The 19488-nt window shown below is 53.4% G+C and carries 16 protein-coding genes; 14 read left to right on the top strand and 2 right to left on the bottom strand.

All coding sequences use genetic code 11. The features are described 5' to 3' along the window. The first annotated feature begins 66 nt into the window (after positions 1 to 66). The 4 genes from EKM95_RS02665 (at position 67) to EKM95_RS02650 (ending at position 3273) form a co-directional block, all read left to right on the top strand. Positions 67 to 390, top strand: a complete 324-nt coding sequence (locus tag EKM95_RS02665) for a PTS sugar transporter subunit IIB (RefSeq protein ID WP_125696293.1) — start codon at positions 67 to 69, stop codon at positions 388 to 390. Between the two features lie 38 nt (positions 391 to 428). Next, a complete protein-coding gene (locus tag EKM95_RS02660) occupies positions 429 to 767 on the top strand; it encodes a PTS lactose/cellobiose transporter subunit IIA (protein WP_125696292.1) in 339 nt (112 codons plus the stop codon). 247 nt (positions 768 to 1014) lie between these two features. Further along, positions 1015 to 2454 (top strand): 6-phospho-beta-glucosidase, encoded by a 1440-nt coding sequence (locus EKM95_RS02655; RefSeq protein WP_125696291.1) that lies wholly within the window; start codon positions 1015 to 1017, stop codon positions 2452 to 2454. Positions 2455 to 2562: 108 nt separating this feature from the next. Then, complete coding sequence (locus tag EKM95_RS02650; protein ID WP_125696290.1) at positions 2563 to 3273, top strand: TIGR00266 family protein; 711 nt, start codon at positions 2563 to 2565, stop codon at positions 3271 to 3273. A 71-nt stretch (positions 3274 to 3344) separates the two neighbouring features. Here EKM95_RS02650 and EKM95_RS02645 read toward each other — a convergent pair whose 3' ends face one another. Both EKM95_RS02645 and EKM95_RS02640 read right to left on the bottom strand, forming a co-directional pair. Beyond that, positions 3345 to 4178: an SDR family NAD(P)-dependent oxidoreductase gene (locus tag EKM95_RS02645; protein WP_125696289.1), complete on the bottom strand. Its 834-nt coding sequence runs from the start codon at positions 4176 to 4178 to the stop codon at positions 3345 to 3347. A gap of 65 nt (positions 4179 to 4243) precedes the next feature. Beyond that, the gene (locus EKM95_RS02640) at positions 4244 to 4798 is read right to left on the bottom strand and encodes a TetR/AcrR family transcriptional regulator (protein WP_164510060.1); all 555 of its coding nucleotides are present in this window, start codon (positions 4796 to 4798) and stop codon (positions 4244 to 4246) included. Between the two features lie 1449 nt (positions 4799 to 6247). Here EKM95_RS02640 and EKM95_RS02635 point away from each other — a divergent pair. The 10 genes from EKM95_RS02635 (at position 6248) to EKM95_RS02590 (ending at position 18771) form a co-directional block, all read left to right on the top strand. Continuing rightward, positions 6248 to 7651 (top strand): sulfatase-like hydrolase/transferase, encoded by a 1404-nt coding sequence (locus tag EKM95_RS02635; RefSeq protein WP_125696287.1) that lies wholly within the window; start codon positions 6248 to 6250, stop codon positions 7649 to 7651. After that, a complete protein-coding gene (locus EKM95_RS02630) occupies positions 7651 to 8466 on the top strand; it encodes an endonuclease/exonuclease/phosphatase family protein (protein WP_125696286.1) in 816 nt (271 codons plus the stop codon). The genes EKM95_RS02635 and EKM95_RS02630 overlap by 1 nt, the downstream gene beginning before the upstream one ends. A 275-nt stretch (positions 8467 to 8741) precedes the next feature. Further along, positions 8742 to 10286, top strand: a complete 1545-nt coding sequence (locus tag EKM95_RS02625) for a sulfatase-like hydrolase/transferase (protein ID WP_125696349.1) — start codon at positions 8742 to 8744, stop codon at positions 10284 to 10286. 381 nt (positions 10287 to 10667) lie between these two features. Continuing rightward, positions 10668 to 11795 carry a radical SAM/SPASM domain-containing protein gene (locus EKM95_RS02620; RefSeq protein WP_125696285.1) on the top strand — a complete coding sequence of 376 codons (1128 nt, stop codon included), beginning with the start codon at positions 10668 to 10670 and terminating at the stop codon, positions 11793 to 11795. 199 nt (positions 11796 to 11994) lie between these two features. Beyond that, a complete protein-coding gene (locus tag EKM95_RS02615; RefSeq protein WP_125696284.1) occupies positions 11995 to 12432 on the top strand; it encodes a LytTR family DNA-binding domain-containing protein in 438 nt (145 codons plus the stop codon). Then, positions 12429 to 12878 (top strand): DUF3021 domain-containing protein, encoded by a 450-nt coding sequence (locus tag EKM95_RS02610; protein WP_125696283.1) that lies wholly within the window; start codon positions 12429 to 12431, stop codon positions 12876 to 12878. Before EKM95_RS02615 ends, EKM95_RS02610 begins: the two co-directional genes overlap by 4 nt. A gap of 143 nt (positions 12879 to 13021) precedes the next feature. Continuing rightward, entirely contained in the window at positions 13022 to 13627 is a 606-nt protein-coding gene (locus EKM95_RS02605; RefSeq protein WP_164510059.1) for a hypothetical protein, read from the top strand. Positions 13628 to 14451: 824 nt separating this feature from the next. Next, positions 14452 to 14730 (top strand): KxYKxGKxW signal peptide domain-containing protein, encoded by a 279-nt coding sequence (locus tag EKM95_RS02600; RefSeq protein WP_125696281.1) that lies wholly within the window; start codon positions 14452 to 14454, stop codon positions 14728 to 14730. A gap of 30 nt (positions 14731 to 14760) precedes the next feature. Beyond that, positions 14761 to 16233: an LPXTG cell wall anchor domain-containing protein gene (locus EKM95_RS02595; RefSeq protein ID WP_164510058.1), complete on the top strand. Its 1473-nt coding sequence runs from the start codon at positions 14761 to 14763 to the stop codon at positions 16231 to 16233. 594 nt (positions 16234 to 16827) lie between these two features. After that, entirely contained in the window at positions 16828 to 18771 is a 1944-nt protein-coding gene (locus EKM95_RS02590) for an LPXTG cell wall anchor domain-containing protein (RefSeq protein ID WP_125696279.1), read from the top strand. Positions 18772 to 19488: the final 717 nt, after the last annotated feature.

Raw genomic sequence — 19488 nt, 5'->3', positions numbered from 1 at the left:
ATTGTGTTGAAAGCGGTTTAAGTAATACCGCAAAAATTTACGCTTAAATCAAGGGAGAGATACGTTATGGCTGACAAGACCATTATGTTGGTATGCAGTGCCGGGATGTCCACTTCACTGCTCGTTGCGAAGATGCAAAAGGCAGCTCAGGCTGAAGGTGTTGATGCAGATATTTTTGCAACCGCTTCATCCGATGCCCCTCACATGCTCAAGGAAAAGAACCCAGACATCTTAATGCTTGGACCCCAGGTTCGTTACATGCTGAACCAGTTCAAAGCTCAGGTTTCTGATATTCCTGTCGAAGTCATCAACATGCAGGACTACGGCATGATGAACGGCGAAAAGGTGCTCAAGGAAGCCCTCACGTCGATCGACAGTTTCCAAAAGTAATCGCATCGTCATTTTAAACGCAGTGAATGGAGAGAACAATGGCTGAAGAAGAACAAGACCAAAACATGGAAGCAATCATGGGCCTCATCATCAATGGTGGCAACGCGAAGAGTTCCGCATTCGAAGCGATCGCAGCTGCTAAAACTGGTGATTTTGACCTGGCAGACAGCAAGCTCAAGGAAGCAGACAGTTTCTTAGTTGACGCGCATAACTCGCAGACCAAGATGCTGACCGCCGAAGCAAACGGCGAGCATGCCACTGTCACCTTGCTCACGGTACACTCCCAGGACCACTTGATGACCAGCATCACCTTCCGCGATCTGGCGGGTGAAATCGTTGATCTCTACAAGCGCCTGGCAAAAGACGAAGCCAAGTAAACTTCGCTTTGACAGCGCAAATAACGAGTTGTTCTGTGATGGTCTCGCAAACAGCTCGGTAGCGATGAAGCTGGGGCAAAATTGCCCTGGCTTTTTTAATATTCTCGAGCGGATGCCGGCTGGGGCAAGGGCTGGCCGCGTGCGACGCGAAAAGAAGGCGCTATCTGAGACCGCTTCCTTGTATGTCGGACCGGTTATGGTGTATATTGGCTTTATTATAGAAGATAATTAAAGGAGCGTTAAGCAGATGACACAAGGCTATCAAATGCCAGACGATTTTCTCTGGGGCGGCGCTGTGGCCGCGCACCAAGTTGAAGGTGGCTGGGACAAAGGCGGCAAGGGCCTGAGCATTGCGGATGTGATGCGGGCCGGCGACAAGAACACCGCGCGGATCGAGGATGACGAGGTCTTGGCGGACCAGGTCTACCCAAACCACTGGGGCGTTCATTTCTACGACCATTATAAGGAAGATATCAAATTATTTGCCGAAATGGGCATGAAGGCATTCCGGACCAGCATCGCCTGGACCCGTATTTTCCCGAACGGCGACGAAGATGTGCCTAACGAAGAGGGCCTGCAGTTCTACGATGACCTCTTTGATGAGTTGCACAAGTACAACATCGAACCCGTTGTGACCCTGGCGCATTTTGAGATGCCGCTGCATTTGGTCAAGGCCTATGGTGGCTTTTCCAATCGCAAGGTGATCGACTTCTTCACCAAGTTTGCGGAAGTCTGCTTCCGTCGTTATCACAACAAGGTCAAGTACTGGATGACCTTCAACGAGATCAACAACCAGACCAACTATCAGGATCCGCACCCGTTGCTTCAAAACTCCGGCTTGATCTTGAGCGACACGGATAACTGGGAAGAGGCCATGTTCCAGGCGGCGCATTTCGAATTCGTTGCCAGCGCCCAGGCCGTTCAAATCGCGCATGCCATCGATCCGCGTCTGCAAGTCGGCGACATGATCGCGTTCAACCCAATCTACCCACTGACCGCGCGGCCGGAAGACGTCCTGTATTGCCAGCGCGCGATGAATTATCGCTACTACTTCGGCGATGTCCAGGCGCTCGGCGAATATCCGGCCTGGCTCAAGAAGTATTGGGCACGCAAGAACTTCAACCTCGACATCACGCCTGAAGACCTGGCGATCATCAAGGCCGGCGCCGTGGATTACATCGGTTTTTCCTATTACAACTCCTCTGCGGTCAAGTACACCGAAGACAACCCGGAGCTGGACTTCAACGAAGGCGCCAACGACGTCAAGAACCCATACGTGCCGCGCTCTGATTGGGGCTGGCAGATCGACCCCGTCGGCCTGCGCTATTCCATGAACTGGATGACCGCGCGGTGGGGCAAGCCGATGTTCATCGTTGAAAATGGCTTCGGCGCCTATGACAAGATGGAAGAAGACGGCAGCGTCCACGATGACTACCGCATCAAGTTCCTGGCCGACCATCTCCTGCAGGCGGAAAAAGCCGTGGCGGAAGATGGCTGCGAACTACTTGGCTATTGCCCATGGAGCGCGATCGACATCGTGTCGGCTTCCACTGGCGAAATGAAGAAGCGGTATGGCTTCATCTACGTCAACGCCGACGACAATGGCGAAGGCGACTTCAAGCGGTCGAAAAAAGACAGCTTCAACTGGTACAAACAGGTCATCGCGTCAAACGGCGCAGATCTGTAATTTCTAGGTCACAAAAATGCGGCGCCCTGGCCAACGGGACGCCGCATTTTTGTTCCTTTTGTTTTTGCCCCATTTACGGTAAACTGACCGCAAATGGAGGTGTCAAAAATGAATTACGAATTGCAAGGCGACAATCCGTTTCCGATCGCGCTGCTTCACCTGAACGCGGGCGAAAGCGTCCAGCTGGAATCCGGCGCGATGATCTATCACAACGACCGCATCGATCTTGCCGGCCACATGAATAGTAATGGGAAAAAAGGGTTCGGCGGCCTGTTATCGGCGATCGGGCGCGCGGCCACGTCTGGCGAATCCTTCTTCATCACCACCGCAACGGCGACGGCAGATGGAGCGGACCTCGCCATCGCGCCAGGCAACCCCGGTGAGATCACCGAGCTGCCGGTCGACGCAGAGCATCAATGGCGCCTGAACACGGGCGCGTTTTTGGCCGCGGACAGCACCGCCAGTTATTCGATGGTGCGCCAAAAGGCTAGTGGCGCGCTGTTCGGCGGCACCGGCGGATTTTTCATTATGGAAAGCAGCGGCACGGGGACCATGTTGGTGTCGGCATACGGGGCGCTGTTGCCGATCGACCTGGACGGCACCAATGATTATGTGATCGACAACAACCACGTCGTCGCCTGGGCCAGCACGCTGGATTACAACATCGTCGCGGCCGGCGGGGCGCTCGGCTTCAAAACAGGCGAGGGGTTGGCCAACCATTTCCACGGTCGCGGCCGGGTGTACGTTCAGACGCGCAACATCGAGAGCCTGGCGGACATGATCCAGCCGTTCTTGCCAACAAATTCCAGCTCGGACTAAGCGACGTTGTATCTTTGAGCAAAAAAAACAGAAGTGACCCGGCGGCCACTTCTGTTTTTTTGGCATCCTGATCAATTGCCGGCTTCCTTGCTAAAGCCTTTCATCAACTGATCAGCGATGCGCATGTACAGACGCGGATGGACGCGGGCGGTGCGCGCCATCAGTCGGTCTGACCACGTGTTGAAGTAGGCATACTTCGGCGTTTCATCCGTGGCGGCGCGATAGAACAGGCGGGCGAGGTCGGCGGACGTTGCGGCGCTGGCTGGCAGGCCGGATAATTGCGTCTCGACCGCCTCTACCAGCGGCCGGTAGACGGAATTTGGCTTCAGATTTTTCTTCGCGTTGGCCATGGCAATCTCCGCCCAAGACGACTGAGTGCCGCCGGGCTGGACGATGACCGACCGAATGCCGAAACCCTTGACCTCCTGATCCAGCACGTTGCTCCAGCGGCGCAGCGCGGCCTTGGTCGCATGATACGCGCCGCCAAGTGGGGTGAAGACGTCCTCGCCGATCGAGGAGATATTGACGATGCGCCCGCTGTGTTGCGCGCGCATGGTTGGCAGGACCAGCTGGGTCAATGCGGCTGCGCCAAAAAAGTTAACGTCGAACTGCGCCTTGAGATTTTCCAGCGGCAACTCTTCAAGTGGCCCATATTCACCGTAGCCCGCATTGTTGATCAACACATCAATGCGGTGCTGGTCGGTGAGGATGGTCTGGATGAAGGCCTTTCGGGAAGCGTCATCGGTGACGTCGAGTTTGAGCGCATGGATGCCATTTGTGGTTGGAATTTTTTCCACACGCCGCGCGCCGCCATACACGATCCAGCCGCGCTGGGCAAACAGCTTGGCAGCCTCCAGCCCCATCCCATTTGACGCACCAGTGATCGCAACAACTTTTTCTGACATAAGTAAGACTCCTTTTGATTTGTGAATGAACGTTCGTTTCTATCAACGGAAAAGCAAGCGGCGCCTCAGCGTTTCAGCGCCGCGATGATGGTATCGATGGCCGCGTTCAGCTGCGCGTCGGTCGCCTGACTTTTCAGCATCTGAAGCGGCACGGAAAATAGGGTGGTGCCGAGCAACGCATCGATTGGGCGATAGGCCGGCGCCGCCTGGACCTGCGCGAACAGATCGGTCAGCGGTTGCGCCTGGTCATCCGCAAAGGCTTTGGCCTTCGCATCGATTGCCTGCTCATTGGCCAAAACAGCGTCGACGAACCGCGCCTGTTCCGGGTATTGGCGGAACTGGGTGATGTAATGCCACTCCGCCGCGCGGATCTTGGCGTCAAGATCCGGGGCGGCATCGATCGCGGCGTGCAGGCCGGCATCGAAAAGCGTTTTGACCTGCTCGTAAATGCGGCTGAGCATGTCTTCCTTGTCGTTGTAGTAAATGTAGATGGTGGCCGGGCTGACGCCAGCGGTTTTCGCGACTTTGCTCATCGCAAGGCCAGTCAATCCTTCTGTTGCCGTGAGAGAAAAGACGGCCTGCTGGATGCGCGCGCGTTTGTCTTCATCAATTGTTCGCATGACGCTATAATAAACGTTCATTCACTATTCGTCAACTACCAGACTTGATTTTTTTGAGGGGGTCAACCCAGGATCGGATGGCTGAGTCGCTTATTGGGAGTGTGGTGAATTCAGCATCGCGAGCTTTATGTGAGGGTGAGCACTGCTGCTGTCACTTCCCTGGTGACAATCCAGGTCGTCCATGTTACTCTGATTATAGAGATGATGGCCATGCGACAAGAGACAAAAAGAGCGCGGATGCAACCGCGCCTCCGAGAGCAAGCTCTGTCACAGTATGGTGATCCCGCTAGTTAATTCAACAAAAAGCCGCTAACTTTTGGGATTGGGAGCGGCTTTTTGTGTATGTCGAGTTATTTGACTCGCAATACTCTCGCAAGAGCGCGCCATGCCTGAATGCAAGCGGCCAATAAAACCACCACCACTAGGCATTCTCCTAGCAACTGCCGAAGCAGGTAGATTATGAGATGAAGAGACAGATTGTGTCGACAGATTGGTGACAATCCCGGTCGTCCATGTTACTCTAATTATAGAGATGATGGCCATGCGACAAGAGACAAAAAGAGCGCGGATGCAACCGCGCCTCCGAGAGCAAGCTCTCTCACAGTATGGTGATCCCATTAGATGTGACGACAAAAAGCCGCTACCCTTTGGAAAGATGAGCGGCTTTTTGTGTACAACGAGTTATTTGACTCGCAATACTCTCGCAAGAGCGCGCCATGCCTGAATGCAGGCGGCCAATAAAACCACCACCCCTAGGCATTCTCGTAGCAACTGCCGAAGCAGGTACGTCAGAATAAGCGCGAATGCGAGAGTCTCTATGACCGAATGGGCCACAGGGACAAAGATCCTCCTTTCTCAAAGACTTCAGCGCGTGCAGAATGATTCACTGCATTGGCATCATCTCCTTCTGAGGGATCACCGCTATACTGTGTAGACTCAGTATATCAGAAAATCCAAGGTTAAAAGAACGTCTGATTAAAAATATTTCCTTGTATAAAAACAATTCCAGACGATATAAATAACTTTCATCACTACCTCCGACAACCTCCCGTGCATCACCTACTGTCATCCCGAGTCGAAATATTTGACGATTCCGCGTCGATGCGGCACCCTTATGGCGAATAGATCGAGTCGCACGACACTGCAATTGCCAAATCACGCGAAGCGCTAACCCCGTAGAATCGCCGACTCGCGGAACGGCCCCTGCGAACATATCGGTTCCCGCCCCCGCCCGCAACCGGCCCAACTGCCTGCCCCAACCGCGCCCCACCGCCCGTTCTTTTCCCCGCATCTTGCGTATCTATTAAGTAGACCCCGGCGCCATTTGTCATATCGCGGGATACCAACTTTCCCCGAGAAACCGTTTCCACTTGGCGGCCGGCCGGTCATACTAGACAGGAAAGCAATCACAGTCAGCCCCGCGCAGGCGGGCATGGAGGAGTGATCTTTTTGGCAGAGAAAAAGAAGAATGTGTTGCTGCTGATCGCGGATGATCAGCGGTTTGATACCATTGCGGCGTTGGGCAACCCGCAGATCAAGACCCCGAACCTCGATCGGCTGGTGAAAATGGGCTCGAGCTTCACCGAGGCCTTCATTCCAGGCGGCACCAGTGGCGCAGTGTGCATGCCATCGCGCGCGATGATCAACACCAGCCGCTACCTGACCAGCTGGGAGAATTTTGGCGAAAGCATTCCCGACGACCAGGCACTGCTGGGCGAACAGCTCAAGGACGCCGGTTATAACACGTTTGGCATCGGCAAGTGGCACAACGGCACGCGCAGCTTCGCCCGCAGTTTCACGGACGGCGACGATATTTTCTTCGGCGGCATGTGGGACCACTGGAATGTCCCGGTCAACAGCTATGACCCGAGCGGAAAATACGACCATCTGCGCCACTTCACCCAGGATCCATTTTCCAGCAACCGGACGATCGAGCTGCCAGCGGAAAAAATCAATGTGGGCGTGCATTCCACGGACCTGTTCGCCGACAAAGTGATCGAGACGATCGAGCATCTCGACACCGAGGAGAAGCCGTTCTTTATTTACGGGGCGTTTCTGGCGCCGCATGACCCGCGGACGATGCCGGAGAAGTTCAAGCACATGTATAACCCGGAAAATATCGACCTGCCGCCGAATTTCATGCCGCTGCACCCGTTCCGCTACGACATCCGCGGCGAGCGCGACGAGCAGCTCGTGGCCTATCCGCGCGACCCGCAAGTCGTCAAGCAGCAGATTGCCGATTATTACGCGATGATCTCCCACATCGACAGCCGTGTGGGGGACATTCTCGATACGCTGGAAAAAGAGGGCCGGCTGGAAGATACCTTGATCATCTTCACCGGCGACAACGGCCTTTCGCTTGGCCAACACGGGCTGATGGGCAAACAGAACCTCTACGACGCGTCGATCAGGGTGCCGCTGATCATGGCGGGCCCCGGCATTCCAAAGGATCACCGAGTCGCAGGCAAGGCGCTGTTGCTGGACATCATGCCGACGATTCTGGATTACACCGGCGCAGCGGTGCCAGCTGGCATTGTTGGCCATTCGCTACTGCCGCAGATCAACGGCCAAGATGACGGCCGCGACACGCTATTTTTGCAATTCACCAGCAAGATTCGCGGCGTCGTGAATAAGGATTATAAATTGATCGAATACCGGACCGCGGACGGCTCGCACACGCAGCTGTTTGACCGCCACAAGGATCCGTACGAGATCACCAACCTGGCCTTTGCGCCGGAATATCGCGAGACGCTGGACGACCTGCGCCACCAGATGCGCGACCTTGCTGCCCAGCTCGGCGATCTTGATTTCTCACAGGGCAAGCTCTTCTGGAGCCGAGAGGAGAAGATCTGATGCGCGCACTTCAATTCAACATCCGCTACGACAACATGGCTGATGCCCCGCGCACCTGGGACGTCCGCCGCGCCGACGTCATCCACACCATCGCCAACTGGAAGCCCGACATCTTCACCATCGAAGAGGCCCTGCCGCACCAGTTCGTTGATCTGCAGGACGCCTTTGAGGATTACGACGGCTTCGGCGTGCCGCGCGACAACGGCATCGATGAGGGCGAAGCCACCATCGTCTTTTTCAAAAAGGATCAGTTCACGCCACTTCTTGAGGGGCATAAATGGCTATCCAGCACGCCTGACCTGCCAAGCAAGTATCCAGGGGCCGGCTCGATTCGCGAGTTCCAGTGGGTCAAGCTGCAGCACAATGTGACCGGCCAGCAATTTCTGGTTGTCGCCACGCACCTCGATGACCAAAGCGGCGCCGCCCGGTTATTCGGCGTGCAAGAGATCTTGGCCTTCTTGAAAAATAATTTCCTGGACGTCTTTTCCGAGGAGCTGCCCCTGATCTTGACGGGCGACTTCAACACCACGGAAAACGACCCGGCGTATCTGGAAATGGCGCAGACGCTGGACGACGCGCGGCTTTTGGCGCCGATTCACAAGGATGAGTTCGGCGGCACTTGGCAGGATAATGTCGAGGACCCGTTCGTGGTGCATGCCGATCAGCAGGTCCTTCAGCTGGACTTTTTCTTCGTGAAGGCCCTGAGCGTCACCCGCTACATCGTCGAGACCACGCCGATCAACGGCGCCTGGCCATCTGACCACTTCCCGATTCTGATCGACTTCTCGCTGCGCCCGATTCCAAAGCTGGATTAAGGTGGCGCGAGGCGAGGCGGGCTGTCCCGGGTTGCGGGGCGAGGTGGGCTTTCCCGGGTTTGCGGGGCAGGGCGAGCCGCGCCCGCCCACTCACCCGTTCAGACGGATCACTGTTTCACCGGTTCGGCACAAGACAGTGCTGACCGTCACTGCGGACTTTTTCCGCGGCCGGACCGCATCTGAGAAGATCGCCGCATCCTCCAAACAATGGTGGCGATTGGATCATAATGCGGTGCGGCCGCGGCGAAAGTCCGTTTATTATTTAGGAGGGCATGATGGCAAAACAGCCGAATATTTTGTTTATTTTGACCGACCAGCAGCGTAAAGATACGCTGGCGGCTTATGACCCGGCCCATGTCTGCATGACGCCGAACATCGACGCGTTGATGGCGCAGTCCGTGACATTTGAAAATGCCTACACGACTTGCCCCATCTGCGCGCCGGCGCGGGCGACCCTGCAGACCGGGCTATATCCGATGCATCATGGCATGCTGACGAACTCATATAATTATGGCAATATGGTCCAGGAATTACCGAACACCCCGGACCTCTTGCCGCATCAGTTGGCGGGTCAGGGCTATCTGACCGGCTACACCGGCAAGTGGCATCTAGGCTCCGGTGTTTATGCCGTGCAGCATGATGAATATCTCAAACATTATATGGGCAACATTCATTTCGCCGAGTTCGACAAGAATTTTGATTCCGTGCCGACCACGATTGGTTATACCGGGGATGATTTTCCGGGCCACGGCTTTGGCGGCTTCGGCTTTCCGGAATATAAGCAGTGGCTGGCAGACCAGGGCAAGTCGGTGAAAATTGAGCGCATTTTGCGCGGCTACTACGAAGGCCATCAAGCCGGCCAGATCACCAGCGGCGTCGACACCTCTGTGGATCAGTTCTTGATCGACCGCACCGAGCATTACCTCAAGAATTTCCAGGACGAAGGCAAGCCGTGGTATTTCCAGCTGAATTTCTGGGGACCGCATGAGCCTTATTTCGTGCCGAGCGAATTTCTCCATCAATATGATGATATCGATATTCCCGAGTGGCCGAATTGGCAGGATACGCCGGGCACCCAAAAGCCGCGCATCCATGACCTCAAGCGCGGCAACATCGACACCTGGGAGGACCTGGTGCCGATCATCAAGCATTACTACGCCGAGATCACGCACATCGACTATCAGATCGGCCGGCTGATCACCTGGCTCAAACAAAACAATTTATACGATGATACCCTGATCGTTTTTTCTAGCGACCATGGCGAGAGCCTCGGCATTCACGGCGGGCTCTTCGACAAGGCCATCTTCATGTACGAAGAGACCTGCTCGATTCCGCTGAGTTACAAGTTGCCTCAGCAGACCACGGCCAGCCGGCGTCCGCAATTGGTGACCAACGCGGACCTATTTTCCACGATTCTGGACTACGCCGGGGCCCCGGCGGCCAACCGCGATCGCGACGGCCAGTCCATGCGCCCGCTGATCGAGGACAAGCCGGTCGCCTGGCCGGACACCGCGGTCGTCGAATGCTCCGGCATCGGCTCCGAGCTGTTCTCCCAACGGATGCTGCGGAAGGGCCACATGAAGTACGTCTTCAACTCAGGCGACATCGACGAGCTGTACGATCTGAAAAATGATCCGCACGAGCGCACCAACCTGATCGACGCCCCAGGCTACCAGACCGCCCTACACAGCCTGCGCCTGGCCATGCAGCAATGGATGATCGACCACGCCGACAACCTCGTCTACGAATTCAACCACCTCCGCCTCCCACTAGCCGAGCGAAGACTCTCGAACCCGGGCAAGCCGTTCTCGTGGGAATAACGGGGATGCGGGAGAGTGGAAAATTCGGCTGAGGCTGAGTTGGACGCTAGAGGGCAGAGACTGCGGAAGTGGTAAAGATGCGGACCTCCTTTGCAGGGCGATGTCGCTAATTCTCCGCGTACGCTACTATTGGCGTTCTTTTACAAAGTACCAAAAGTGCTGGATGTGAGGGTGGGCTCCGGCCAGAAACGGCTCAGCCCCCTCGTCGGTGTTAGCGGCTGTGCCGCTTACACCGAAGGCAAGCTTTGAGACCGCGCTTCTCGCGGGCTCAAAGTTGCCTGGGAGCGTTCCAGCCGATTTCTGGCCGGAGTCCACCCGGGCTCTTGAACAATCCAAATGCATTATAATAGAAGAAACACACACCAAAAAAAGGAAGCAGCCATGAAAAAGCACATCTCCATCCTCATCAAACCCGCGTCCGCGCTCTGCAATCTGCGGTGCAAATACTGCTTCTACGCAAACATCTCGTCCATCCGCGAAGTGCGCTCGTACGGAAAAATGAAAGACGCGGTCGTCGAGGAAATGATCCCCAACATCTACGCCGACCTCGAAGACGGCGACGAGCTGGCGATCGCATTTCAAGGCGGCGAACCAACATACGCAGGCCTGACCTATTTTGAGAAATTCATCGCCGTCATCAACCGCCAGGAAAAGCGCGTCCACGTCACCTATGCCATGCAGACCAACGGCACCATCATCAATGAACGCTGGATTCCGCTGCTGCGCGACAACCATTTTCTCGTGGGCCTCTCCATCGACGGCGGCCCGCTCTACCACGACGCCAACCGCGTGGACACCCACGGCGGCGGGACATTCCGGCGCGTCATGCAGACCAAGGAGCTGTTCGACCGCTACGGCATCGAATACAACATCCTCTGCGTCCTCACCAACGAACTCGCCAAGCACCCGCAGAAAGTCTACAAGTTCCTCGTCGATAACCACGTGCGCTTCACCCAGTTCATCCCGTGCCTCGACGACCTTGATGCCGAGGAAAAAAGTGACTTCGCACTGACACCGGAGCGCTTCGCCAGCTTTTACCAGCAACTCTTTCCCTTGTGGCTGGGTGAATTGAAAAGGGGGCGCTACCGCTCGATCAAGCTGTTTGACGACATCATCAACCTGTTCGTCGGCGGCCGGGTGACGGCTTGCGGCCTCGCCGGTCAGTGCCAGATCCAGTATGTCATCGAGGCAGACGGGTCCGTTTACCCCTGCGATTTTTACGCGCTGGACAAATACCGGCTGGGCTATATCACCGAGGAGACCCTCAAGGAACTCTTCAGCAAGCCCATGTCCTTTGCCTGGCTCCACGACAAACGCAAGCTGCCGGCTTATTGCGCCACCTGTCCCTTCAAGCAGTACTGTTGCGGCGGCTGCAAGCGCATGAAGGACGCGATGTACGTGGCGCCAAGCGGCCGGATGTGCGGCTACCAGACGGTGCTCCAGACGATCTTGCCACATGCCCAGGAGATCGCGACCTTGGCCACTGCGGCTGGGGAAGTCACCGCATAATCGAAACGAAGGCGCGCCTGCCGATCCGAGCGCGCCTTTTTTGTCGACAAAACTGAGCCCGCCGTGCGCACCCACAGCTCCCGCCCGTCCTGACCGCCGCCGCGCGACCACTTACCGGCCCAATCGCACCGTTTACCGATATTGACGTGTATCGCGGCGAAATCGCGGTACAGTAAAGTCGCAAGCGAGGAGGCAGAAAATGAAGATCGAATTGCATATTGACCCGAACGTGGCGCCGGAGCACGCGGACGTTTATGTGCAGGCCTTGACCCCGCCGCTTCAGACGGCGCTGGATCAGCTGGGCCAAGTTGACCAGCAGTGGTGGGGCTATCAGGACAAACAAATCATTCCGCTGGACTTGCGGCACCTGTCGTTGATCCGGGCCAGCGATGACACGGTGACGGCTTACCGCGTGGGCGGCGGGCCGGTGCAGTTGCGCGAGCGCCTCTATCAACTGGAGGCGGCGCTGCCCAGCAATTTTATCCGCGTGTCCAAGGGCGAGATCGTCAATGGCGACTCGATCGACCATTTGAGCGTGGGGCTGAACGGCCTGATCAACATCGCCATGCAGGACGGCCAGGTCGCGATGGTGTCAAGGCGTTACATGAGGTCACTGAAAGAGAGGTTAGGCTTATGATGAAGAAAATTGGCCAGGCGATCGGCCTCGGCATTCCGATTGGCGTCACGTGTGGGCTGGTAATGTCATTGCTGTTTTCCTATATGTATGCGAATATGTATTACCCATCGTCGCCGCGCTTCACGGCGCAATTCCAGCGCCCGCTTGACGCCATCAGCGTGTCGATCCTCCTGTGGGCGCTGATGGGCATCGTCTTTGCCCTCAGCAGCCTCATCTTCGACATCGAACGCTGGTCCATGGCGCGCCGCACCGCCGTTCACTTCCTGGCGAGCTACATCCCGTTCACGATTTTGGCGCTCTTGGCAAAATGGTTCCCAGCTGGCTGGGGGTTCCTGGCCAGCTACACCTTGATCTACCTGGGTATCTACGTGGCGATGTGGCTCAGCTTCTACCTCGCCGCCCGGCATTACGTCGCGGCCGTCAATAAAAAATTGGCCGCACGCTAAGACACCGCGCCTCTCCGACTTTTCGGGGATGCGCGTTTTTTTGGTCCGGCACGTGTCTTCACGGGGCGACTGGATTATAGTATATTTAACTTTGATAAATAGTTTTCTAAAGCTGGGGCAAGTTGGGTTGGGGACCACTTGCGATGGGGGAAAATCGATTGATGACGCTGATCACATCCAAACTTTTTCGCGAAATATTACTGGGCATCCTATTTCTCTTAGTGATCGTCATCTATTATTTCCGCTATGTCCACATCGCCAAACATACCCGTGGCCGTGCCCAACGCCGGAAGCTGGCAGGCGCGATCGGCTCCACGCGCGTCTGGATGATCCTGATCGTGCTCGCATTCGCCGGGGTCATGGTCTATGACCGCGTGTGGGAACCGGCCCATGCGGAGAACCGCAGCGCGGCCGTTTCCTCGAGTAAGGCCAACTCATCGAAGAAGGCTGCGGCCAAGTCATCCAGTGAATCCAGTAGTGCCTCCTCGTCATCAACCAGTAGCGCGACCATCCCATCCGTGAAGCTGACCGCGGCCGGCTCCAAGGCGATCACGATCGTCTCTGGGTATGTCGGCAGTGCGATCGATGATCAGCCGGTCACCTTCCATTTTCTCGGCCAGACCACGGGCAATGCTGGCCTGCCGGTGCAGCGCGTCGGGGCCTTCGCTAAGGACAATACGCAGCTCGCCGAATACTGGGTCTACCCAAGCGGCCAGTTTGACGACAAAGCCGATGTCGCAGGACAATAAATAGATAGTGTGAGAGGTGCCAACCACTGGATACGGTGGTTGGCTTTTTATTTACGCGTGGAAAGATTGGTTGTGTGCGTTGATCGCGGAGACGTAAAAACCAAAAATGATGAACAAAACGGGACAAAAAAGCGTTTTGCACGCACATCCGTGTTTTATTACAATACATTTACAAGATGAAACTAAAATGGAAAGAATTTTTTCTCAAAAAACTCAGATATGAAAAATGCCGTCAATACAGGTTTCATAACGGATGATGAAAATGCAATGAGACAACTTTGGACTAATTTGTGTGGGTATCAAGTAACGGTTGGCTTGACTAAGGATTAATCATATTTGCAAGAAATTTTGCTGGGTATATGATCTGAAAAAATTATCAATTCTGATGGTGATCGAATTTATCGAGGCAAACGGATGCCATTTCTTGGAAATTAAGTAAAAGATAGAAAATTAGTGAAAGCGTTCAACCTCTTTGTTGCCGGTTATGTATTTTCAAAATATAACGGTCGGTTTGTAAAATATTTGCTAGTATATAAAGCTCGTATACGTGATGAACAAAAATTCTATACATATGGACCATTCCTGATAACCGCTAATTTGCTGAGGGTCGTCTGCATATTTAACAACAAAAGTTCATCAATGAACGTAAACTATTTCGTATTCATAAATAACCTTTGACTTTATATAATTGCGTTAATATACTTCAGGATAGGGATTGGTACAGTGCGGCATAGACGTCGTCGCTCTGACTAGATCGCCGGCATTATTGCGGGAATAAAAGTCATTTTTTTTAGGAGGAGATCCAGATATGTTGAAAGATCGTTTTGGCGCAAAAAAAAATGTATAAAGCGCATAAACTGTGGGTAACTGTTGGACTGGCTGCGGCAACTCTTCTTAGTGTGCAGGCTTTTTCTTCTCAACCAGAGCCAGTTCAAGCTGCTACTGAGCCTGACTGGACTTCAATTGATGGTAGCAACTCTGATAACTATCTTGATCAGTTCGGCCTACGTTATTCAAACGGGCTTGAAGGCCTCTTTTCCAAGGCTATCTCGAACAACGATTTAACTGGTGCAAAAAACATTGTTACTGAAATAAAGTCCTGAGTCGACGGCAGCACCGTACTGACAGACCTCTTGAACCAGTATGAGAGTCAGCTAGCATCATCAGATGATGGTTCTGCCCAATCTGCTGTAGATATTCTTAATGGCGGTGACGGTCAGCCTTCAACGGATGCAACAACTAGCGCTAAGCAAAAGCTCCAAGATTTCACTGATGGCCTGAAACAAGCTATTGCTGACTCCAATGCAAAGCAGGCACAGTCTAATCAAGATTTCCAGGCTAATCTGGATAAGCTTCAGAATGCCCTTGATCAAATTGCCAAGACCGAAGAAAATAATAAGGCCCAACAGAAGCTCCAAGATTTCGCTGATGGCTTAAAACAGGCTATTGATGACTCCAATGCAAAGCAGGCACAGTCTAATCAAGATTTCCAGGCTAATTTGGAAAAGCTTCAGAATGCGCTTGATCAGATTTCAAAGACCGAGGAAAGTAATGAGGCCCAACAGAAGCTCCAAGATTTTGCTGATGGTTTAAAACAGGCTATTGCTGATTCCAACGCGAAACAGGCGCAGTCGGATCAGGATTTTCAAAATAATCTAGACAAACTTAGACAGGCGCTTTCTCAGATCAAACAGCCAACAACCCAAGACCAAATCCATGATATTGCAACAAATGGGGGGACTACAGGCGAAACGAGTTCAGTACCAAATGGTGGCGATTCCACTACACCCACAAAGCCTGCAGATACTGATCCAGCAGATTTGACGGATGGTCAGATTGCAAACCTTGATGAGAATACTCTTGAGAAGGATTACATTGAGGCCAAGCAAAACGGTGATGACACCACTGCCGACCGGCTTGCCCAAGAAATTGAAAAGCGCGGCAATTCTTTGCCGGACGTACCGAACTCCGATACTGGGTCTGACAATAATACAGATACAAATAATGACACGTCCAAGGCTCAACTGCCTTTGACTGATGATCAGGCCGCTCAACTTAAGCAGGCAATTGATGACGCTGTGGCCGCCGCAAAGAACCGCGAAGAGCAAAACCAGGTCGCTCAGACGGGTTTCTCCGACAATAAGTCTACTGAGGCTTCAAACAACGCTGCGCGTGATGCGTACGTAAATGGCGAAAACGGTAAGAGTGCTGCTGAGGCAGAAGCTCAAAAGAATGCTCCTTCCGCAGGCGCAATCGACTATGTAGCAGGTGAAGAGCACAAGAGCGACGCTGAAGCAGAGGCACAGAAGAATGCCCCTTCGACTGATACGATTGATGCATACGCTAAGAAAGCGCAGACGGACGACACGACAACTCCAGCAACGACCGATCCTGATGCTAAGGGCACCAAGCTCGCCGCTACTGAGACGCCAGCTCCTAAGGCTGTTGCTCAGACCCCAGCTGATACTCCTAAGGCTGCCGCAACGAGTGCTGCTAGCTTGCCACAAGCTGGTGACGCTAACAACGCCTCACTTGCAGGCCTTGGCGTTGTCGCAGTAGTAGGTGCGCTGTTTGGCCTCGCTGGCGATCATCGCAAGCGTGCATAATTAGTACCAACGTTAGATTTGATTATAAATCTAATAATAAAAGCTCCTCGTCGGATGACGGGGAACTTTTTGTATACAACGAAAGGACAGAATTCTGAGGAGATGATCGAAGGACACGCAAATTTTCTCAATTGGGCTGTTGTTAGCCTATCTTGAAAATCGGCAGTTTCACTTGTTATTTTTAGGGCTTTAATGATTAACTCTGTTGTCTAGCGAAAGCGCTGTTTGCGATTAAACCATCAATTTGGAACGGCAAAATAAATTACGTTTCGCGAGCATGAAACGCTGTCCATCAAACATAGAACATGCGCTATACTATAACGATAATGGTTTACTCCATATATTCAATCCGTTCTTCAAACGTACGCAACCCCGTATATACCGGTGTTGAACACAACACACGGCGTTTCGTTCGCAATTCTAAATAATACCCGCAAGTGAATGGAAAAATAAATATCTTTTGACATTAAATATCACAGTGAATATACTAACAACGTGGAGCCAGATTCTCGTGTCTGTGGTTGGACGAGTTAACGAGTTTGACTTCTACAAAAATGACGTCGTTATTATAGAAGTTCGGGAGGAGATCCGTTTATGTTGAAAGATCGTAGTGGGGCAAAGAAGTTATACAAAGCACATAAGACCTGGCTTGCGGCCGGTGTCGTTGCTGCAAGCCTGCTGAGCGTTTCTGCGCTTGGCGGTCAGCAAGTTTCCGCCGCAACCGGCGATGCACAGACGGCTGTCACTGAGACAGCTGCGACTGTGAAGGACGCAACGCTGAAGAATGATCAGGCACAAGCTGCCAACGACATTGCTCAGTCGAACAAAAAGGTAGCTGACAAGAAGGAAGCTGACACCAAGGCTGCTTCTGAACAGGCTAACCTGGCCGCTGATATTGCTGCAGGCCACAACGACTCCGCAGCAAAGACCCTCGCTGATGCAACGACTGCATCTGAGAAGGCCAACTTGGCTGCCGATATTGCTGCAGGCCACAATGATTCCGCTGCAAAGGCTGCTAAAGATGCTGCCCTTGCCAAGGACCAGGCTGACGCGACTGCATTTATCAGTCAGAGCGACGCAACCGCCGCTGCTGGCAAGGCAACGCAGGCACAAAAGGCTGCTGACGATGCTGCTGCCGCAAAGACCACTGCTGCACAGCAGGCTGGTACTGCGGACCAGGCTTTGGCAGAACGCAAAGCGGACACCGCTGCTAAACTTGCGGCTAAGAATGCTGCGGACGCTAACGTTGCGACTGCTAAGCAAGTAATGAATGATCATCCGAATGCAACGACCGCCGCAGCATATGCTGCCAGCCAAGAGATTGCACAGGCAGCTAATACTGCTTTGAACAATGCTCAGGCCGCTCAGATTCCTGCACAGCTTGTTGCTGATGCGAAGGATGCTGCACTTGCTGTTGCAACCACCAAGGCAAGCGATGCTGCTGGCCAAGCAACAATCGCACAAAACCTTGCTGATCAGAAGCAGGCGCAAGCCGATATCGATCAGTACAAGGCAAATGTTGCTGACAAGAAGGCTGCTGACACGGCGACTGCCGCTGCTGCAGCCAAGACTGCCCTTGAGAACGCCAACCTTCAAAAGGACATTGCACAGGGTCACGTTGATTCCGCGACCAAGGCAGCAAATGACGCCAAGACTGCCCTCGAGAACGCCAACCTTCAAAAGGACATCGCACAGGGCCATTACGACTCTGCAAAGCTTGCTGCTGAAAAGGCAAACCTTGCCGCTGACGAAGCTCAAGGCCATGCGGATTCCGCACAGCGCGCTTTGGATAATGCCAAGGCTGCTCATGGCGAAGCCGTTCTGGATGCCAACAAGAAGGGTGACGACTTCAAGGACCATCAGAAGGCTGAAGCCGACGCTGCTGCTGCAAAAGCTGCTCAGCGTAAAGCTGGCTACGAAGCTGGTCTGAAAGACGGCAAGCTTGGTGCAGAGTCCCGCGCAGACGATCCTGCGATCAGCAAGCAAGTTGCTGAATACCAGGAAGGCTACGCAAATGGCTTTGACGAAGGTCACGCTGCATGGCAGAAGGCGCTTGATGACAAGGCTGCTGCTAAGGAAGCGCTGCACAAGGCAGGCTACGAAGCTGGTCTGAAAGGTGGCAAGCTTGGCGCCAACTCTCGTGCAAACGATCCTGCGATCAGCAAGCAAGTTGCTGAATTCCGTGATGGCTACGACGAAGGCTACGCTGAAGGTCATGCTGCATGGCTTGCCGGCCTGAAGAAGGACGACACCAACCCAACCACTCCTAACAAGGACAATGGTAAGGGCGACACCAACACCGACAGCAACAAGGGTGGCAACACCACTGATACTGGCGATAAGGGTAGCAAGACCGTTGCGACTGCCAAGACCCCGGCTGCAAAGGCTGCTAAGCAGACCCCTGCTGCACCGAAGGCCAAGGCCGCAACGCTCCCAACGACCGGCGATGACAACAATGTTGCTCTCGCAGGCGTTGGCGTGGTTGCTGTAATCGGCGCACTGTTCGGTCTTGCTGGCGATCGCCGCAAGCGTGCGTAATCCATAACCGTAACTCTCTCTAATGAAAAAGCGTTCCGTGCACAATTGACGGAACGCTTTTTTGCGTCTTATGAGAAGCCCTAGCTTCCAGTGAATCTGGGAACCCGTATAAATAAAAGAGATACAAAAGAATAATGGGTACCTGAAGGCGGGGAAGAGATGAATAAGAAGCTCGCGACGGGAGAGGTATATACATCTGGATGAGGTTTTCTAGCCATCAAACGTAATGAGAGTCGTCTAGACGCTAGCAATCGATGTTTTGCAAAACTGCCCGATCAGCGCAAAATGTTGTTCGATTGATCGAGCACTTAAAAACCTGACAGTAAGCTGTTCTCTCACTGAATTGCGCACGAAAATGGTAAATCGTGTTAAAAGTTGAGACTGTGAATTAATAGACAAAAATCTAAAAATAAATTGTTAATTTAAATATTCTGTTTTGTTCCTTGCTAACGTATAGTGCTCAATTCATTCATTTTCGTAACCAACTATATTGGATATTCAGGATTTTCTAAGCGTTCACATTTTGCGCTTTCCTTTTTTGCAAAATCTAAAATCGTCACTTTTCTAAAAAGTAAAATGATTTATTGCATTTATGCAAGTTTGTCGATATTTTGCCTACATTATTTGACGGTGATATATTAGTCAGTACTGAACTAGGCTGCTGACTTTGACCGTTCAGTGATGACTTTATAGTTAATTTGATATGTTTTGCCGGCT

The organism is Lacticaseibacillus yichunensis, from assembly GCF_003946405.1.
GTDB lineage: Bacteria > Bacillota > Bacilli > Lactobacillales > Lactobacillaceae > Lacticaseibacillus > Lacticaseibacillus yichunensis.
The sequence above is the reverse complement of the archived record's forward strand: the minus strand, read 5'-3'. Positions and strand labels throughout refer to the sequence as shown.

Coding starts and splice junctions, on each gene's coding strand:
- EKM95_RS02665 (WP_125696293.1), top strand. CDS start 67: ATGGCTGACAAGACCATTATGTTGGTATGCAGTGCCGGGATGTCCACT.
- EKM95_RS02615 (WP_125696284.1), top strand. CDS start 11,995: ATGAAGATCGAATTGCATATTGACCCGAACGTGGCGCCGGAGCACGCG.
- EKM95_RS02620 (WP_125696285.1), top strand. CDS start 10,668: ATGAAAAAGCACATCTCCATCCTCATCAAACCCGCGTCCGCGCTCTGC.
- EKM95_RS02645 (WP_125696289.1), bottom strand. CDS start 4,178: ATGTCAGAAAAAGTTGTTGCGATCACTGGTGCGTCAAATGGGATGGGG.
- EKM95_RS02660 (WP_125696292.1), top strand. CDS start 429: ATGGCTGAAGAAGAACAAGACCAAAACATGGAAGCAATCATGGGCCTC.
- EKM95_RS02630 (WP_125696286.1), top strand. CDS start 7,651: ATGCGCGCACTTCAATTCAACATCCGCTACGACAACATGGCTGATGCC.
- EKM95_RS02610 (WP_125696283.1), top strand. CDS start 12,429: ATGATGAAGAAAATTGGCCAGGCGATCGGCCTCGGCATTCCGATTGGC.
- EKM95_RS02590 (WP_125696279.1), top strand. CDS start 16,828: ATGTTGAAAGATCGTAGTGGGGCAAAGAAGTTATACAAAGCACATAAG.
- EKM95_RS02625 (WP_125696349.1), top strand. CDS start 8,742: ATGGCAAAACAGCCGAATATTTTGTTTATTTTGACCGACCAGCAGCGT.
- EKM95_RS02640 (WP_164510060.1), bottom strand. CDS start 4,798: ATGCGAACAATTGATGAAGACAAACGCGCGCGCATCCAGCAGGCCGTC.
- EKM95_RS02655 (WP_125696291.1), top strand. CDS start 1,015: ATGACACAAGGCTATCAAATGCCAGACGATTTTCTCTGGGGCGGCGCT.
- EKM95_RS02605 (WP_164510059.1), top strand. CDS start 13,022: ATGGGGGAAAATCGATTGATGACGCTGATCACATCCAAACTTTTTCGC.
- EKM95_RS02650 (WP_125696290.1), top strand. CDS start 2,563: ATGAATTACGAATTGCAAGGCGACAATCCGTTTCCGATCGCGCTGCTT.